Origin of the sequence: Kluyvera sp. CRP (assembly GCF_019930565.1) — a bacterium.
Lineage (GTDB): Bacteria > Pseudomonadota > Gammaproteobacteria > Enterobacterales > Enterobacteriaceae > Kluyvera > Kluyvera georgiana_A.
The window spans coordinates 939,342-956,958 of the sequence record NZ_CP082841.1; the positions used below are offsets into that span (position 1 = coordinate 939,342).

A 17,617-nucleotide genomic window follows, 5' to 3' on the forward strand; every position below is an offset into this window, starting at 1 on the left:
ACTTCAAAGAACGCTTCTTTAAGGTAAGGAGGTGATCCAACCGCAGGTTCCCCTACGGTTACCTTGTTACGACTTCACCCCAGTCATGAATCACAAAGTGGTAAGCGCCCTCCCGAAGGTTAAGCTACCTACTTCTTTTGCAACCCACTCCCATGGTGTGACGGGCGGTGTGTACAAGGCCCGGGAACGTATTCACCGTAGCATTCTGATCTACGATTACTAGCGATTCCGACTTCATGGAGTCGAGTTGCAGACTCCAATCCGGACTACGACATACTTTATGAGGTCCGCTTGCTCTCGCGAGGTCGCTTCTCTTTGTATATGCCATTGTAGCACGTGTGTAGCCCTACTCGTAAGGGCCATGATGACTTGACGTCATCCCCACCTTCCTCCAGTTTATCACTGGCAGTCTCCTTTGAGTTCCCGGCCGAACCGCTGGCAACAAAGGATAAGGGTTGCGCTCGTTGCGGGACTTAACCCAACATTTCACAACACGAGCTGACGACAGCCATGCAGCACCTGTCTCAGAGTTCCCGAAGGCACCAAAGCATCTCTGCTAAGTTCTCTGGATGTCAAGAGTAGGTAAGGTTCTTCGCGTTGCATCGAATTAAACCACATGCTCCACCGCTTGTGCGGGCCCCCGTCAATTCATTTGAGTTTTAACCTTGCGGCCGTACTCCCCAGGCGGTCTATTTAACGCGTTAGCTCCGGAAGCCACGCCTCAAGGGCACAACCTCCAAATAGACATCGTTTACGGCGTGGACTACCAGGGTATCTAATCCTGTTTGCTCCCCACGCTTTCGCACCTGAGCGTCAGTCTTCGTCCAGGGGGCCGCCTTCGCCACCGGTATTCCTCCAGATCTCTACGCATTTCACCGCTACACCTGGAATTCTACCCCCCTCTACGAGACTCAAGCTTGCCAGTTTCAAATGCAGTTCCCAGGTTGAGCCCGGGGATTTCACATCTGACTTAACAAACCGCCTGCGTGCGCTTTACGCCCAGTAATTCCGATTAACGCTTGCACCCTCCGTATTACCGCGGCTGCTGGCACGGAGTTAGCCGGTGCTTCTTCTGCGAGTAACGTCAATCGCTGCGGTTATTAACCACAACGCCTTCCTCCTCGCTGAAAGTACTTTACAACCCGAAGGCCTTCTTCATACACGCGGCATGGCTGCATCAGGCTTGCGCCCATTGTGCAATATTCCCCACTGCTGCCTCCCGTAGGAGTCTGGACCGTGTCTCAGTTCCAGTGTGGCTGGTCATCCTCTCAGACCAGCTAGGGATCGTCGCCTAGGTGAGCCGTTACCCCACCTACTAGCTAATCCCATCTGGGCACATCCGATGGTGTGAGGCCCGAAGGTCCCCCACTTTGGTCTTGCGACGTTATGCGGTATTAGCTACCGTTTCCAGTAGTTATCCCCCTCCATCGGGCAGTTTCCCAGACATTACTCACCCGTCCGCCACTCGTCACCCGAGAGCAAGCTCTCTGTGCTACCGTTCGACTTGCATGTGTTAGGCCTGCCGCCAGCGTTCAATCTGAGCCATGATCAAACTCTTCAATTTAAGTTTGATGCTCGTGAATTAAACTTCGTAATGAATTACGTGTTCACTCAGAGACTTGGTATTCATTTTTCGTCTTGCGACGTTAAGAATCCGTATCTTCGAGTGCCCACACAGATTGTCTGATAAATTGTTAAAGAGCAGTGCCGCTTCGCTTTTCTCAGCGGCGCGGGATGTGCATATTACGCTTTCCCGCTTCAGAGTCAAGCGTTTATTTCGCTTTTCTCTGTTGAGATTCTCAGGAGAACCTCCCTGACCCGGCGGCTTATAATCCGTTGTTCCGTGTCAGTGGAGGCGCATTATAGGGAGTTCTGAGACGTTGACAAGCCCTGTTTTAAAAAAACTTTTCAACCGCCTCTTTTTTGAACAAATCAGGCTGAAACAGGTAGTTTTTCGAGCGTTTCAAAGCCATAACGCTGTAAAACGGGTAAAAGTTGTTCAGTTTCTGCCGTCAGGGCCATGCAATAAGCCAGATTCGCGTCGCTCGATTTTGCATCCGGCGCTTCATGTTCCAGCAACCAGGCCGTACGCCGTGCAATCGCCGCGCCGGAATCCACCAGGCGCGTTCCTTCCGGCAGCACCTGCAGCAACTCCTCTTGTAATAGAGGGAAGTGGGTACAACCGAGTACAACGGTATCCGGCGGCTCCGGCATCCGCAGCCACGGGCGCAGAATACGACGTAGCTCTTCCAGCGAGACCGGTTCTCCGTGCAGTTTTGCTTCCGCCAGCTCCACCAGCTCGGCGGAACCTAACATCTCAATGCGGCATTCATTCGCAAAGCGCGCGATCAGCTCGTGAGTATAAGGACGTTTCACCGTACCCCGCGTCGCCAGCAGCCCCACAATGCGGTTAGCCGACAGCCGTGCCGCCGGTTTAATAGCGGGTACGACGCCGACAACCGGGAAGGCGAATTTTTCGCGCAGCGCAGGCAGCGATACCGTGCTCGCCGTGTTACAGGCAATCACCGCCAGCGCTAACGGATAGCGCTGCTGTACCGCAGTCACGATTTCCAGGACTCGCTCGACGATAAATTCCTCGCTCTTCTCCCCATAGGGAAACGCGACGTTATCGAAAGCGTAGATGTAATGGAGATCCGGCAGAAGATGCCGGATCTCATCATAGACCGACAGCCCACCGACGCCAGAGTCAAAGACCAGCACGGTGGGACGTGGTTCAGAAGGTGTAGCTGCCAGACAAGGTGTATTCCCGTCCTGCAGTTTGGTAGCCATAAACTGTCTCGTAATCTTTATCGAACAGGTTGGCTATTTTACCACGAACTGTCAGGTGTGAGGTGACCGGATACGACAATCCGATATCCCAGAGGCTGACCCCACCCATTTTGACATCGCGACCATTGTCATAGTCGTTGTCGTAACGCTCCCCGAGGTACTGGTACATGACGTTCCAGCCAAGGTCGGCGACTTGCCCGGTCAATTCATACTTCACCTGCTGCTTGGCGCGGCGGTAGAGTACTTTATCCGTCTGGTCATCGCGCGGGTCGACATATTGCAGCGTCAGGTGATGATCCACCGGGCCGGTAGTGATGTTGCCCGTCCACTCCACGCCTTTAATAGTGGCCGACTTCACGTTGATATACTGATTGTTCTTGTAGTCAATCAGGTTCTGGATTTCGTAATGGTAGGCGGAGAGACGCCAGTCAAGCGGCCCGGTTAAACCCTCCAGACCCGTTTCCCACTGCTTAGACTCTTCCGGTTTCAGGTTTGGGTTAGCGGCGATGCCGGGACCATAAGAAGAGGCAAAGCGCGTTGCGCCGAACTGCTGGCCCAGCGAAGGCGCCAGGAAACCCGTGCCATAGGAGAGCGTCGCGCGATAGCCATCGACAAACTCCCAGCCCGCGGCGGTCTGCCAGGTACCGTGCCAGCCGAACTGCTCATCGTGATCCTCACGTCCGGACGCTTCCAGCGTCACCGCGTCAATCTGCTGCTGCCCGGTCAGGTACAGCCCGGTGGTATCACGTTTGTAAGTATCCGAGAGAGTTGTACTGCTGGACGTCAGCTTCTCCTGCTTCCAGTCCACGCCGCCGCTAATCGCCCCGTGCCCGACTTCAACGTTATTACCCCACTGGATGTAGCGCTGCTCCATATCATCCAGCGTAGCGTCACCCGCATAGCGACCGAGATCGTTACTGTAGTTGTAATTCTTCAGACGCTGGTAGTTGGCGATCAGTTGAGAGGAGTAGATACCGGAGTTGTAGCGCAGGCCGGTGTCCCAGGATTGGTTGTAGCTCTGACTTTCGTCATTGCCACCCGCATAGCCGTATGAGCCCTGATCGTAGTCGCTGTTGGCGGTATAGCCGTAACCACGGAAAAAGCCGGAGAAATTATCGTCGAACTTATGCTGCACGCCGCCGAGGAACAGTTTATTACGATAACCGTCGCGATCGCTGTCGCCGCTGTAAGGGGAGTTTGGCTGAACGTTGAAGCCATTCGTCGTCTGGTAAGCGCCCGCCGCGGTCACCACCGTGTCGCCAAAGCGTTTGTTCACCGCGCCGTCGTAGGTTTGATAGCCATCGGTCCCCACGCCTGCGTTAATCTGCGCGCGTTCATTGTCGCTCATAGTAATGATATTGACGACACCACCGATGGCTCCGGAACCATAAACCGCTGAACGCGGCCCGCGAATATATTCCACGCGCTGCACCAGTGAAACGGGGATTTGGCTGATATCAATACCGTTGGAAATGCCCGCACGCGCCATCGGCACGCCGTCAATCAGCGCCAGAACATGACGCCCCTCAGTACCACGTACATAAAGAGAGCTGCTGTTACCCATGCCGCCGGTCTGCGAAATATCCACGCCGGGAAGTCGGCGCATCACATCATTCAGGTCTTTTGATTGCCAGCGCTGAATATCATCACGCGTGACCACATCGGTCGGCGCCAGTACAGTATTCACAGGTTGTTGGAAGCGATTAGCGGTGACCACTAACGTGTCTGAATTGCTGTCCTGCGCCCAGCCGGAAAAAGCCGTGACGGATAACGCCGTCATCAGCGAAGCTTTTTTAATCATTTTTCAAAGCATCCGAAACAGAAAAAGGATGCCGCAGGCTTTATCAGTTGCTCGCGACGATAAAACCTCATGCGACGTCATCCGGCAGGTCTTCGGGCTTGGAGGCTATAATAGAGAAACGATGACTTCCCACGGCAAGCCGCAGTGTCTGCACTTCGTGCGCTCGTCTCTCACCATCCTTACCGCTGCGCGTCAGCCCCAGATTTACACTGGATTCCCTTTTAACTCACAGGACCGGTACGCGAATGCTACATTTAGTTACATATAGATGTCCAGACTGCTATTTACGATTTTCACCTGCATCGATACTGGACATCCCCTGAGCAGGCCCTACAATCCCCGCGTACTTTTATTATTCAGGATGCATCATGACCCCCGAACACCTCCCAACCGAACAGTACGACGCACAGCTCGCCGAGAAAGTGACTCGCCTGCAAACGATGATGGCGCCGTTTAGCGCACCCGCGCCGGAGGTGTTCCGCTCGCCGGTCAGCCACTACCGGATGCGCGCCGAATTTCGCATCTGGCACGACGGCGATGATCTGTACCACATCATGTTCGACCAGCAGACCAAAAGCCGCATCCGCGTCGACGCCTTCCCGGCCGCCAGCGAACTGATCAACACGCTGATGACCGCGATGCTAGACGGCGTGCGCGAGAACCACGTCCTGCGTCATAAGCTTTTCCAGATTGACTACCTCACCACGCTGAGCAATCAGGCGGTCGTCTCACTGCTGTATCATAAAAAGCTCGATGACGCATGGCGCGAGCAGGCCGACGCGCTGCGCGATGCGCTACGTGCCCGGGGGCTGAATGTGCACCTGATTGGCCGCGCGACGAAAACCAAAATCGAGCTGGATCAAGATTATATCGATGAGCGCCTGCCGGTAGCGGGCAAAGAGATGATCTACCGTCAGGTCGAGAACAGCTTCACCCAGCCGAACGCCGCCATGAACATCCAGATGCTGGAGTGGGCGCTGGACGCCACGAACAATTCACAGGGCGACCTGCTGGAACTGTACTGCGGCAACGGCAACTTCTCGCTGGCGCTGGCGCGTAACTTCAACCGGGTGCTGGCCACTGAAATCGCCAAGCCGTCCGTCGCGGCGGCGCAGTACAACATTGCCGCCAACCAGATCGACAACGTGCAGATTATCCGCATGGCGGCGGAAGAGTTCACTCAGGCGATGAACGGTGTGCGGGAATTTAACCGCTTGCAGGGCATTGATCTGAAAAGCTATCAATGCGAAACGATTTTCGTCGACCCACCGCGCAGCGGGCTGGATAGCGAAACGGAGAAGATGGTGCAGGCGTATCCGAACATTCTGTACATCTCCTGTAACCCGGAGACACTGTGCCAGAACCTGGAAACGTTGAGCCAGACGCACAAGGTGTCACGCCTCGCGCTGTTCGATCAGTTCCCGTATACCCATCATATGGAATGCGGCGTGCTGTTAACGAAGAAGTAAGACTGAAGGTAGGCCGGATAAGCGTAGCGCCATCCGGCCTGGGCGATAATTACGATTCCTGCCTGCGGTTACGCAACTTCACGCCAATCCAGAAGACCATCGCTACCGACAGTACCGCCGGGAAGAAGTTAGAACCGATATCCGGGTACTCCGCACGCACCACGGTGCTATACAGCAGCACGCCAAGGATAAAGCAGCCAGCTGCCAGGCCAGGCAGCCCTACCGGCATCGTGCGGTTCTGGTAGCGCTGATGCAGGCAATAGACCGTCAGCACCAGCGAGATAATGGGAAAAATGGAGAAAGGTACAATGGAGCTAAACAGGGCTGCAAACGTGCCGTTAATCGATAAGCCAGCTAACAGCGCCAGCAGCAGCGTACCCTTTTCTTGACCTGACTGTTTCATTGCTCGTTTACCACCTTATTCGGACTGATGTGTCGTCTTCTCTTGTTCACGGCGATACCAGTAGTATGCGCCTTTGGAGATCATCCGTAACTGCAGCACCAGCCGCTCTTCCAGCTGTCGGCGCTGCTCAAGGCTAACATCCAGAGCCTCCGCTCCCGCGCTAAATACGATTGTCACCATCGCCTCTGCCTGCGCTTCCGTGAACGCACGAGGCATATGGTTTTCGATTTCCAGATAGTCAGCAAGTTCCGCAATGAAGTGCTGAATTTCACGCGCCACCGCGGCGCGGAAGGCGGCAGACGTCCCGGAACGTTCACGCAGCAGCAGGCGGAAGGCGTTCGGGTTGTTACCAATAAATTCCATAAAGGTTGAGACGGAAGTGCGGATCACGCTGCCACCTTTGGCGATACGCTGGCGTGCCTGGCGCATCAGCTGGCGCAGCATCAGGCCGCTTTCGTCGACCATGGTCAGCCCCAGCTCGTCCACATCACGGAAATGGCGATAAAAGGAGGTTGGCGCAATTCCCGCCTCACGCGCGACTTCGCGCAGGCTCAAGCTGGCAAAACTACGTTCAGCACTCAGTTGACTGAATGCCGCTTCGACCAGCGACCGCCGGGTTTTTTCTTTTTGTTGCGCTCTAACACCCATCACGATAACTGAATCCTTCCACATGACATGCTGGCACTATACCAGAGATTAAAACGAATCGACTTACGTCGCTTTGTTAATGATTGTTTACATGCTATTTATGCTATTTCGTATGAAAAAAGCCCAACGATAATTGGGTTATATCTTCGATGATGTTATGATTCTGTTGCTTTTATGTATAAGAACAGGTAAGCCCTACCATGCCACATTCCTACGATTATGATGCAATAGTAATTGGTTCCGGCCCCGGCGGCGAAGGCGCTGCTATGGGTCTGGTGAAGCAAGGAGCCCGTGTCGCCGTTATTGAGCGTTATCATAATGTCGGCGGCGGCTGTACCCACTGGGGTACCATCCCGTCCAAAGCTCTTCGCCATGCCGTCAGCCGTATTATCGAATTCAACCAGAACCCTCTCTACAGCGACCACAGCCGACTTCTCCGCTCTTCCTTTGCCGACATCCTGAATCATGCCGATAGCGTTATCAATCAGCAAACTCGCATGCGTCAGGGTTTTTATGAGCGCAATCACTGTGAAATGCTGCAGGGAGACGCCCGTTTCGTCGATGAACACACCATCGCGCTGGAATGCCCGGACGGCTCCGTTGAAACGTTAACCGCCGATAAATTCGTGATCGCCTGCGGTTCACGCCCGTATCGTCCGGCCGACGTGGATTTCACTCATCCGCGCATTTACGACAGCGATTCCATCCTGAGTCTGCACCACGAACCGCGCCACGTCATTATCTACGGCGCCGGGGTTATTGGCTGCGAATACGCATCTATCTTCCGTGGCATGGACGTGAAAGTTGACCTGATCAACACCCGCGACCGTCTGCTGGCCTTCCTCGATCAGGAGATGTCAGACTCGCTTTCTTATCACTTCTGGAACAGCGGCGTGGTCATTCGCCACAACGAAGAGTACGAGAAGATTGAAGGCGTGGACGACGGCGTGATCATGCACCTGAAGTCCGGCAAAAAGCTCAAGGCCGACTGCCTGCTGTTTGCCAACGGCCGTACCGGCAACACCGACTCACTGTCGCTGGAAAATATTGGCCTACAGGCCGATGGCCGCGGCCAGCTGAAAGTGAACAGCATGTACCAGACCGCCCTGCCGCATGTCTATGCCGTCGGCGACGTAATCGGTTATCCGAGCCTGGCCTCTGCTGCCTACGATCAGGGACGTATTGCTGCCCAGGCGCTGATGAAAGGTGAAGCCACCGCACACCTGATTGAAGATATTCCGACCGGTATCTATACCATTCCGGAAATCAGCTCTGTTGGCAAAACCGAACAGCAACTGACCGCCATGAAGGTGCCGTACGAGGTCGGACGCGCCCAGTTTAAACACCTGGCGCGAGCGCAAATCGTCGGGATGAGCGTGGGGAGCCTGAAAATCCTGTTCCACCGGGAGACGAAGGAGATCCTTGGCATTCACTGCTTTGGCGAACGCGCGGCCGAAATTATTCACATCGGCCAGGCGATCATGGAGCAGAAAGGTGGCGGTAACACCATTGAGTACTTCGTTAACACCACCTTTAACTACCCGACGATGGCGGAAGCCTATCGGGTTGCGGCGCTAAACGGCTTAAATCGCCTGTTTTAACGCCTTGTCGAAATGACCGTCCATCGCCTCACGGACGGTCTCTGCCAGCTGCTCATAGCGGCTGCGCAGCGGCGATCCAGGTCGATAGACCAGCCCAACGGTGCGGCGCGGCTCCGGCTTAATGCATGGCAGGTAAACGACACCATCGCGTTTACGCTCATGCGGCACGGCCAGCGCTGGCAGTAAGGTAATACCGCTGCCCGCCGCCACCATATTGCGCAGCGTTTCCAGACTGGTCGCGCGGAAGTGAGTATCTTCATCCGCACCGGCTTCAAAACAGAACCCCATCGCCTGATCGCGCAGGCAGTGACCGTCTTCCAGCATCAGCAGTTTCTCACCGGCCAGATCCGACATCGGCACGCGATCGCGCTCAGCCCATGGGTGATCTTCATAGATCGCCAGCATCATCGGTTCGTCAAACAGCGGCACCTCAATAAAGGCTTCGCTCTCTTTCACCAGGGCCAGAATGGCGCAGTCCAGCTTACCGCTATCAAGCTGCGCCAGCAGCTGATGGGTTTGCGCTTCGTGCAGGTACATTTCCAGCTTCGGGAACGTCTGGTGCAGCATTGGGATAATGTGGGGCAGCAGGTACGGGCCAACGGTCGGGATCAGGCCGATATGCAACGGGCCGGACATCGTCTCCCCCTGCTGGCTAGCCATCTCCTTGAGCACTTTGACCTCACGTAGCACGGTACGCGCCTGGTCCACCAGCAGCAGCCCGGCCTGGGTAAACAGCACCTTACGGCTGGTGCGTTCCAGCAGCATAACGCCCAGTTCATCTTCCAGTTTACGAATCTGCCCGCTCAGGGTTGGCTGGCTGACGTGGCAGGAATCTGCCGCCCGGCGGAAATGCCGGTGTTCAGCTAATGCCACCAGGTATTCAAGATCGCGAATATTCATTATTCATCCTCCATCGCCACGATAGTTCATGGCGATAGATAGAATAGCAATGAATGATTATCCCTATCAAGGATTCTGTTTAATAATAGACCACAGAAACAGCGCGGTTCCTTGTTTAACCCTTTGAAGTCGCCGCGTGGATTTCTGAGTTTCTCTCAAAACTCGACTAACTAAAGCCAACATGAACGTTTGCGGGCCCCGTGGCCCGCTTTTTTTGCGCATAAAAAAACCCGGCGTCGCTTGCGCTCGGCCGGGCTATCTTTTGGCTATGCAGAGGGCTAGCTCAGGCGCGCCTTCGCGTCGCTAATCGCCTGCGCTACCTGCTTCGGCGAAACGCCGCCTTTTGCCGCACGCTTATCGAGGCACGATTGCAGCGACAGAATCGGGTAAACGTCGTCGCCAATCACCGCGCTGAATTTCTGCAGATTGGCCAACGGCAGATCTTCCAGCGGCTTGCCCTGGGCGATGGCTTCCACCACCGCTTCGCCCACGATGTGGTGAGCTTCACGGAACGGCACGCCTTTAGCGACCAGATAATCCGCCAGTTCGGTGGCGTTGGCGTAGCCCTGCTGCGCCGCTTCCTGGCAACGCGGACGCTTCACCTGAATGCCGTCCAGCACCAGCGCCGCCATATGCAGACAGTCCAGCCAGGTATCCAGCGCGTCAAATACGCCTTCTTTATCTTCCTGCATGTCTTTGTTGTAAGCCAACGGCAGACCTTTGAGGGTCATCATCATGCCGGTCAGCGCACCCTGTACACGGCCACATTTACCGCGGATCAGCTCCAGCGCATCCGGGTTTTTCTTCTGCGGCATCAGAGAAGAGCCTGACGTCACGCGGTCGGAAAGCTCAACAAAGCCCGCTTCACCGGTATTAAAGAAGATCAGGTCTTCCGCGAAGCGCGACAGGTGCACCATACCGATGGAAGCGTTAGACAGCAGCTCCAGCACGTGGTCACGGTCAGACACGCTGTCCAGACTGTTGCGGGTCGCGGACGCGAAGCCCAGCCAGCCCGCCAGCTGTTCACGGTCAATTTCATAAGCGGTACCCGCCAGCGCGCCGCAGCCCAGCGGGCTGACGTCCAGACGCTTGAGGGTATCCTGCAGGCGGCTTTCATCGCGCGCCAGCATCTCTACGTAGGCCAGGCACCAGTGAGCAAACGTCACCGGCTGCGCGCGTTGCAGGTGAGTGTAACCCGGCATCACCGCGTCCTGGTTAGCCTGCGCAGTTTCCACCAGCGCGGTTTGCAGCTGACGATTCGCGGCCAGCAGCTCCGCCACGGTGTCTTTGCACCACAGCTTGAGATCGGTCGCGACCTGATCGTTACGGCTACGCCCGGTATGCAGCTTCTTACCCAGTTGGCCCACCTTATCAATCAGCTTACCTTCCACCCAGCTATGGATGTCTTCGGCATCGCTTTCCAGGATCTGTTGCGGATTAGCGCGAACTTCTTCCAACAGCACGCTCAGCGCCGCTTCCAGTTGAGATTGCTCTTCCGCCGTCAGTACGCCAACCGTCACCAGCGCTTTAGACCAGGCTACAGAGCCAACGATATCCTGCTCCGCCAGGCGATAATCAAAGCGTAAAGAGTCGTTGAACTGTTTGAACCGCTGATCTGCTGCCTGAGAAAAACGCCCGCCCCAAAGTGCCATAACATGCTTCCTTAAATTCGTTTATTTATGCCGGGTAGTCTCCGGCCTGAAAACAACCCTCACCCCGGCCCTCTCCCTGAGGGAGAGGGGGAAAACCGTCAGTTCCCTCGTCCCTGTGGAGAGTGGGAGAACTATACCGGCTCCGGCCAGTCCCCTCTCCCCTGTGGGGAGAGGGTTAGGGTGAGGGGGAAAAACTTATGCCAGAATACGCGTACCAATCGGCGTGCCGTTAAACAGCGCCGGCAGCTGCTCCGCGTGACGCCATGAGGCGATATCGACCGGGCGGCCGAGCGTACGCGCCGCGTCCAGCGCCGCGTTCACCTTCACAATCATGCCGTCGGTAATAATCCCCTGCTCGATCAGCTGTTCCGCCTTGGCCGCAGTCATTTCCGCAATGCGCTGGCCTTTGCCATCGAGAATACCGCTGACGTCGGAGAGTAGGATCAGATCCGCACCCAGCGTGGCCGCCAGCGCGGTTGCCGCCTGGTCCGCGTTGACGTTCATCAATTGCCCTTCGACGGTCACGCCGATAGAGCTCACCACCGGCAGGAAACCGCCTTCCAGCAGCAGATTAATCAGTTTAGGCGAGCCCGGCTGCGCCAGACCAACGTGGCCCAATTCTTCATCCAGTTTAGTGACCTGCACGCTGTCACCGTCGCCGAGGAACAGGCCCACGGAGGCGATTTCATGCTTCTTCGCCCAGGCCAGCAGCGTTTTGTTGGCAGTGCCCGCCAGCGCACCGGTAATAATGTCGATCTGATCGGCAGGCGTCACGCGCAGGCCATTTTTCTTTTTCACCGGCAGGTTGAGCTGCTTCATCAGCTCATCCACCACGCAGCCGCCGCCGTGGACAATCACCAGCGGGCGTTGATGCGACTCGCGGTAGTTCACCAGCGCGGTAAACAGACGCTCCAGCGCTTCTTCGCTATCCAGCAACACGCCGCCCAGTTTGATAATTAATGGATTCATCGTCATCACACCTTAGATAAGAGACTGCGTCTCAGCGAAGCCGAAACGGATATTGGCGCACTGCACGGCCTGTGCGGCAGCGCCTTTCAATAGGTTGTCTTCGGTCGCCACCACGATCAGATGCTCGCCCTGCACGGCAAAACCGATATCACAGAATGGCAAGCCGACGACGTTTTTCAGCGCCGGAACACCCTTGTCGTATAAACGCACCATCGGCTTATCGCCGTAGGCCTGCTGTAAGGCTTCCGCCACCTGAGCATGGGTCACGCCCGGTTTCAGGCGGCAGGTGATGGTTTCCAGAATCCCGCGCGGGAAATTGCCCAGGTGCGGGGTGAAAATCACCTCGGCACCAAGGTGGCTGGCGATTTCCGGCTGATGGCGGTGGGTAAACACGCCGTAAGGCTGCAGACTCACTTCGCAGAAACTGTTGGAGATCGCCGCTTTACGCCCCGCGCCACTCACGCCGCTGGTCGCGTTGATCACCGGCCACTGGGAGAGATCCAGTAAATCGCCGTCGATCAACGGTTTTAAGGAAAGCTGTGCCGCCGTGGGATAACACCCCGGCACGGCAATCAGCTGCGCCTCTTTCAGCGCTTCGCCGCTCCATTCGGCCAGGCCATATACCGCCTGCGCCAGCAGTTCCGGGTGCTGATGGGTAAATCCGTAATAATTTTCATAGAAGGCGCCGTCGTTCACGCGGAACGCGCCGGAGAGATCAAACACCACACAGCCCGCCGCGAGGAACTGCGGCGCAAGGTCGTGGCTGACTTCATGAGCGGTAGCGAGGAACACCACATCAACACCGGCGCTGAATTCACTGATGTCGGACATCGGCTGCAAAGGGAGATCAACAATCCCTTTTAGCTGTGGATGCAAATCGGAGATTAACTTTCCCGCATCATTGCTTTGCGCTGAGACCGTCAAAGCGGTTATGTTCATATGAGGATGGCGATTCACATAGGTCACAAGCTCAGCGCCAGCGTAACCGCTCGCGCCCACAATCAGCGTATTCAACATCGGGGCCGTTTACCTTCTTATGTCTGTTTGCCTGATTAAGCGTCGTCACTTCACCCTACCGTTGGTGGGTTTTCTTACGCCTAATGATAATGTATTTTTATTCACAAATACTGCATGAATATTGATACTATCACGACCCGAGGTGTGTCAACAATGAAAAACAATTTACCACCATTTATCGAGATTTACCGTGCGTTGATCGCCACACCGTCCATCAGCGCAACCGAAGAAGCACTCGATCAGAGTAATGCGTCTTTAATCACTCTGCTGGCCGATTGGTTCGCCTCTCTCGGCTTCAATGTTGAGGTGCAGCCGGTTCCCGGCACGCGCAATAAATTCAACCTGCTGGCCAGCACCGGACATGGCGCGGGCGGGCTACTGCTTGCCGGTCATACCGATACCGTACCGTTCGACGACGGGCGTTGGACCCGCGATCCGTTTACCCTGACCGAGCACGATAACAAGCTCTACGGTCTGGGCACTGCCGATATGAAAGGCTTCTTCGCCTTTATTCTCGACGCGCTGCGGGATGTTGACGTGACGCAGTTGAAAAAGCCGCTCTACATTCTGGCGACGGCGGATGAAGAGACCAGCATGGCGGGTGCGCGCTATTTCTCCGAATCCACCGAGCTACGCCCGGACTGCGCTATCATCGGTGAGCCCACCTCATTGCAGCCGGTGCGCGCGCACAAAGGTCATATGTCGAACGCCATTCGCGTCATGGGCCAGTCCGGCCACTCCAGCGACCCGGCGCGCGGTGTGAACGCCATTGAAATCATGCACGACGCCATTGGCCGCGTGATGCAGCTGCGCGACTCGCTGAAAGAGCGCTATCACTATGAAGCGTTCACCGTACCGTACCCAACGCTCAATCTCGGTAGCCTCCACGGTGGCGATGCGTCCAACCGTATCTGCGCCTGCTGTGAGCTACATATGGATATCCGCCCGCTGCCGGGCATGACGCTGAGCGACCTCAACGGTCTGCTGGATGAAGCATTGGAGCCGGTCAGCGCGCAATGGCCGGGGCGCCTGACGGTTAGCGAGCTGCACGCACCGATTCCGGGCTACGAATGCCCGCCAGATCATCAGCTGGTTGAAGTGCTGGAAAAACTGCTCGGCACCAAGACCGAAGTGGTGAACTACTGCACCGAAGCGCCGTTTATCCAGACCTTGTGCCCGACCATCGTCCTCGGGCCAGGCTCGATTAATCAGGCACACCAGCCGGACGAATACCTGGAAACGCGCTTTATTAAGCCGACGCGCGAATTAATTACCCAGGTCGTGCATCACTTCTGCTGGCATTAATGTGTTCTGCCCGGTGACGCTACGCTTACCGGGTCTACCCTCGCCTGCAGGCCGGATAAGCGCAGCGCCATCCGGCATCTCTCCGCCCCCCGATTCCCGCGATCGCCTTCACATTTTCATAAGCATTTCTTATCTGGCACGATGTGAATTAACTTTCGTCAATTGCCGCAATTTATTCGTTTGCTGAAGCGATTTCGCAGCAATTGACGTACGGGTTTTTACGTGGCTTTATAAAAGAGGTGTCTTTATCCCGCCCTTTCGTTCCAAAGGCTGGGATATAACAAAATAAAATGAGATGGGGTGTCTGGGTTAATGAACGAACAATATTCCGCGTTGCGTAGTAATGTCAGTATGCTCGGTAAAGTGCTAGGCGATACCATCAAGGATGCGCTTGGTGAGAACATTCTTGACCGTGTAGAAACGATCCGTAAGTTGTCCAAATCTTCACGTGCCGGCAACGAAGCCAATCGTCAGGAGCTGCTCACCACGCTGCAGAACCTGTCCAACGATGAACTGCTGCCGGTTGCCCGCGCGTTTAGCCAGTTCCTGAACCTGGCCAATACCGCCGAGCAGTACCACAGCATTTCGCCGAAAGGTGAAGCGGCAAGCAACCCGGAAGTGATTGCCCGTACCCTGCGTAAACTCAAAGACCAACCCAATCTCGACGAAACCACAATTAAAAAAGCCGTTGAATCCCTGTCGCTGGAGCTGGTACTCACCGCGCACCCGACTGAAATCACGCGTCGTACGCTGATTCATAAAATGGGCGAAATCAACAACTGTCTGAAACAGCTCGATAATAACGACATTGCCGACTACGAACGCAACCAGGTGATGCGCCGTCTGCGCCAGCTGATTGCTCAGTCATGGCACACCGATGAAATTCGTAAACATCGCCCAAGCCCGGTGGATGAAGCCAAATGGGGCTTCGCGGTGGTGGAAAACAGCCTGTGGGAAGGCGTACCGAACTACCTGCGTGAGCTGAATGAACAGCTGGAAGAGAACCTGGGCTACCAGCTTCCGGTCGATTTCGTGCCGGTACGCTTCACCTCCTGGATGGGCGGCGACCGTGACGGCAACCCGAACGTCACCGCCGAAATCACCCGCCACGTGCTGCTGCTCAGCCGCTGGAAAGCGACCGATCTGTTCCTGAAAGATATTCAGGTGCTGATTTCCGAGCTGTCGATGGTGGAATGCACCGACGAACTGCGCGAGCGGGTTGGCGAAGAAGGCGCGACCGAGCCGTATCGCTACCTGATGAAAACCCTGCGCAGCCAGCTGATGGCCACCCAGGCCTGGCTGGAAGCGCGTCTGAAAGGCCAGCGCCTGCCAAAACCAGCCGGTCTGATCAGCCAGAACGAGCAGCTGTGGGAACCGCTGTACGCCTGCTATAAATCACTGCAGGCCTGCGGTATGGGCATCATCGCTAACGGCGAGCTGCTCGACACGCTGCGTCGCGTGAAGTGTTTTGGCGTACCGCTGGTGCGTATTGACGTGCGTCAGGAGAGCACCCGCCACACTGAAGCGCTGGGCGAACTGACCCGCTACCTGGGCATCGGCGACTACGAAAGCTGGTCAGAAGCCGACAAACAGGCCTTCCTGATCCGCGAACTGAATTCTAAACGTCCGCTCCTCCCGCGTAGCTGGGAGCCAAGCAACGACACCCGTGAAGTTCTGAATACCTGTAAAGCCATTGTCGATGCGCCGATCGGCTCGGTTGCCGCTTACGTGATCTCGATGGCCAAAACGCCGTCCGACGTGCTGGCGGTTCACCTGCTGCTGAAAGAAGCCGGCATCACCTTCGCGCTGCCGGTCTCCCCACTGTTCGAAACCCTGGACGACCTGAACAACGCCGACGACGTGATGACCCAGTTGCTCAACATTGACTGGTATCGCGGCTTTATTCAGGGCAAGCAGATGGTCATGATCGGCTATTCCGACTCCGCGAAAGATGCGGGCGTTATGGCGGCTTCGTGGGCGCAGTACCAGGCGCAGGATGCGTTGATCAAAACCTGTGAAAAAGCCGGTATTGAACTGACGCTGTTCCATGGTCGCGGTGGTTCTATTGGTCGCGGCGGCGCACCGGCGCACGCGGCGCTGCTCTCTCAGCCTCCGGGAAGCCTGAAAGGCGGTCTGCGCGTGACGGAACAGGGCGAGATGATCCGCTTCAAATACGGTCTGCCGGAAGTCACCGTCAGCAGCCTGTCGCTGTACACCAGCGCGATTCTGGAAGCGAACCTGCTGCCGCCGCCGGAGCCAAAAGAAGAGTGGCGCGGCATCATGGACGAGCTGTCCGATATCTCCTGCGAGATGTACCGCGGCTACGTGCGTGAAAACAAAGATTTCGTGCCTTATTTCCGTTCCGCCACGCCGGAACAGGAGCTGGGTAAACTGCCGCTGGGTTCACGTCCGGCAAAACGTCGCCCAACCGGCGGCGTCGAGTCCCTGCGCGCCATCCCGTGGATCTTCGCCTGGACACAGAACCGCCTGATGTTGCCAGCCTGGCTGGGTGCCGGCGCGGCGCTGCAAAAAGTGGTGGAAGACGGCAAGCAGAGCAAGCTGGAAACCATGTGCCGCGACTGGCCGTTCTTCTCTACCCGTCTGGGGATGCTGGAGATGGTCTACTCGAAAGCCGACCTATGGCTGGCAGAATATTACGATCAGCGTCTGGTGAAACAGGAGCTGTGGGCGCTGGGTGCCGAACTGCGCGATCTGCTCGAAGCCGACATCAAAGTGGTGCTGGACATCGCCAACGACGCGCACCTGATGGCCGACCTGCCGTGGATTGCCGAGTCTATCCAGCTGCGTAACATCTACACCGACCCGCTGAACGTACTGCAGGCCGAACTGCTGCACCGTTCTCGTAAAGCGGAAGAAGAAGGCCTGGAGCCGGATCCTAACGTCGAGCAGGCGCTGATGGTCACCATCGCGGGCGTCGCAGCGGGTATGCGTAACACCGGTTAATTTATCAAGACGCGGACACCCCAAAAGGCCACATTCTTTGTGGCCTTTTTTCATACCCTCAGTTAAGGTTTCTTTGTTGTTCATCACGACAGGGAGCC

12 protein-coding genes, 1 rRNA gene and 1 riboswitch are annotated in these 17,617 nt (G+C 56.2%); of the genes, 4 read left to right on the plus strand and 9 right to left on the minus strand.

Going from position 1 to position 17,617, the window contains the following annotated elements; all coding sequences use genetic code 11:
* Nucleotides 1-24 precede the first annotated feature (24 nt).
* From K7B04_RS04300 to btuB, 3 genes are all read right to left on the minus strand, one after another.
* Nucleotides 25-1,564, minus strand: a 16S ribosomal RNA gene (locus K7B04_RS04300).
* Between the two features lie 368 nt (nucleotides 1,565-1,932).
* Nucleotides 1,933-2,790 (minus strand): glutamate racemase, encoded by an 858-nt coding sequence (murI, locus tag K7B04_RS04305; RefSeq protein ID WP_064540286.1) that lies wholly within the window; start codon nucleotides 2,788-2,790, stop codon nucleotides 1,933-1,935.
* Nucleotides 2,735-4,591, minus strand: coding sequence for a TonB-dependent vitamin B12 receptor BtuB (gene btuB, locus K7B04_RS04310; RefSeq protein WP_223803544.1), 1,857 nt, complete (start codon nucleotides 4,589-4,591; stop codon nucleotides 2,735-2,737). The genes murI and btuB overlap by 56 nt, the downstream gene beginning before the upstream one ends.
* 65 nt (nucleotides 4,592-4,656) lie before the next feature.
* Nucleotides 4,657-4,845, minus strand: a riboswitch (cobalamin riboswitch).
* Between the two features lie 114 nt (nucleotides 4,846-4,959).
* On the opposite strand from btuB, the gene trmA reads away from it, so the two are divergent.
* Nucleotides 4,960-6,060 carry a tRNA (uridine(54)-C5)-methyltransferase TrmA gene (gene trmA, locus K7B04_RS04315; RefSeq protein ID WP_223803545.1) on the plus strand — a complete coding sequence of 367 codons (1,101 nt, stop codon included), beginning with the start codon at nucleotides 4,960-4,962 and terminating at the stop codon, nucleotides 6,058-6,060.
* Between the two features lie 49 nt (nucleotides 6,061-6,109).
* Here trmA and K7B04_RS04320 read toward each other — a convergent pair whose 3' ends face one another.
* Together K7B04_RS04320 and fabR are read right to left on the minus strand one after the other, a co-directional pair.
* Entirely contained in the window at nucleotides 6,110-6,463 is a 354-nt protein-coding gene (locus K7B04_RS04320; RefSeq protein ID WP_163448616.1) for a YijD family membrane protein, read from the minus strand.
* Nucleotides 6,464-6,478: 15 nt separating this feature from the next.
* A complete protein-coding gene (gene fabR / locus K7B04_RS04325; protein WP_064540299.1) occupies nucleotides 6,479-7,114 on the minus strand; it encodes an HTH-type transcriptional repressor FabR in 636 nt (211 codons plus the stop codon).
* 197 nt (nucleotides 7,115-7,311) lie between these two features.
* Between fabR and sthA the strand changes: the two genes are divergently transcribed.
* Nucleotides 7,312-8,712: a Si-specific NAD(P)(+) transhydrogenase gene (sthA, locus tag K7B04_RS04330; protein ID WP_064540302.1), complete on the plus strand. Its 1,401-nt coding sequence runs from the start codon at nucleotides 7,312-7,314 to the stop codon at nucleotides 8,710-8,712.
* Here sthA and oxyR read toward each other — a convergent pair.
* The 4 genes from oxyR to argC form a co-directional block, all read right to left on the minus strand.
* Nucleotides 8,695-9,612: a DNA-binding transcriptional regulator OxyR gene (gene oxyR, locus K7B04_RS04335; RefSeq protein WP_163448618.1), complete on the minus strand. Its 918-nt coding sequence runs from the start codon at nucleotides 9,610-9,612 to the stop codon at nucleotides 8,695-8,697. The two genes, sthA and oxyR, sit on opposite strands and share 18 nt — an antisense overlap.
* Nucleotides 9,613-9,890: 278 nt before the next feature.
* Nucleotides 9,891-11,264, minus strand: a complete 1,374-nt coding sequence (gene argH, locus K7B04_RS04340; protein WP_223803546.1) for an argininosuccinate lyase — start codon at nucleotides 11,262-11,264, stop codon at nucleotides 9,891-9,893.
* A 195-nt stretch (nucleotides 11,265-11,459) separates the two neighbouring features.
* Nucleotides 11,460-12,233 (minus strand): acetylglutamate kinase, encoded by a 774-nt coding sequence (gene argB / locus K7B04_RS04345; protein WP_163448620.1) that lies wholly within the window; start codon nucleotides 12,231-12,233, stop codon nucleotides 11,460-11,462.
* Between the two features lie 12 nt (nucleotides 12,234-12,245).
* On the minus strand, nucleotides 12,246-13,250 hold the full coding sequence (argC, locus tag K7B04_RS04350; RefSeq protein ID WP_223803547.1) for an N-acetyl-gamma-glutamyl-phosphate reductase: 1,005 nt from the start codon (nucleotides 13,248-13,250) through the stop codon (nucleotides 12,246-12,248).
* Nucleotides 13,251-13,403: 153 nt separating this feature from the next.
* Here argC and argE point away from each other — a divergent pair, with 153 nt between their 5' ends.
* Both argE and ppc read left to right on the plus strand, forming a co-directional pair.
* Nucleotides 13,404-14,555 carry an acetylornithine deacetylase gene (gene argE, locus K7B04_RS04355; RefSeq protein ID WP_064540316.1) on the plus strand — a complete coding sequence of 384 codons (1,152 nt, stop codon included), beginning with the start codon at nucleotides 13,404-13,406 and terminating at the stop codon, nucleotides 14,553-14,555.
* Between the two features lie 312 nt (nucleotides 14,556-14,867).
* Nucleotides 14,868-17,519, plus strand: coding sequence for a phosphoenolpyruvate carboxylase (ppc, locus tag K7B04_RS04360; protein WP_223803548.1), 2,652 nt, complete (start codon nucleotides 14,868-14,870; stop codon nucleotides 17,517-17,519).
* Nucleotides 17,520-17,617 lie beyond the last annotated feature (98 nt).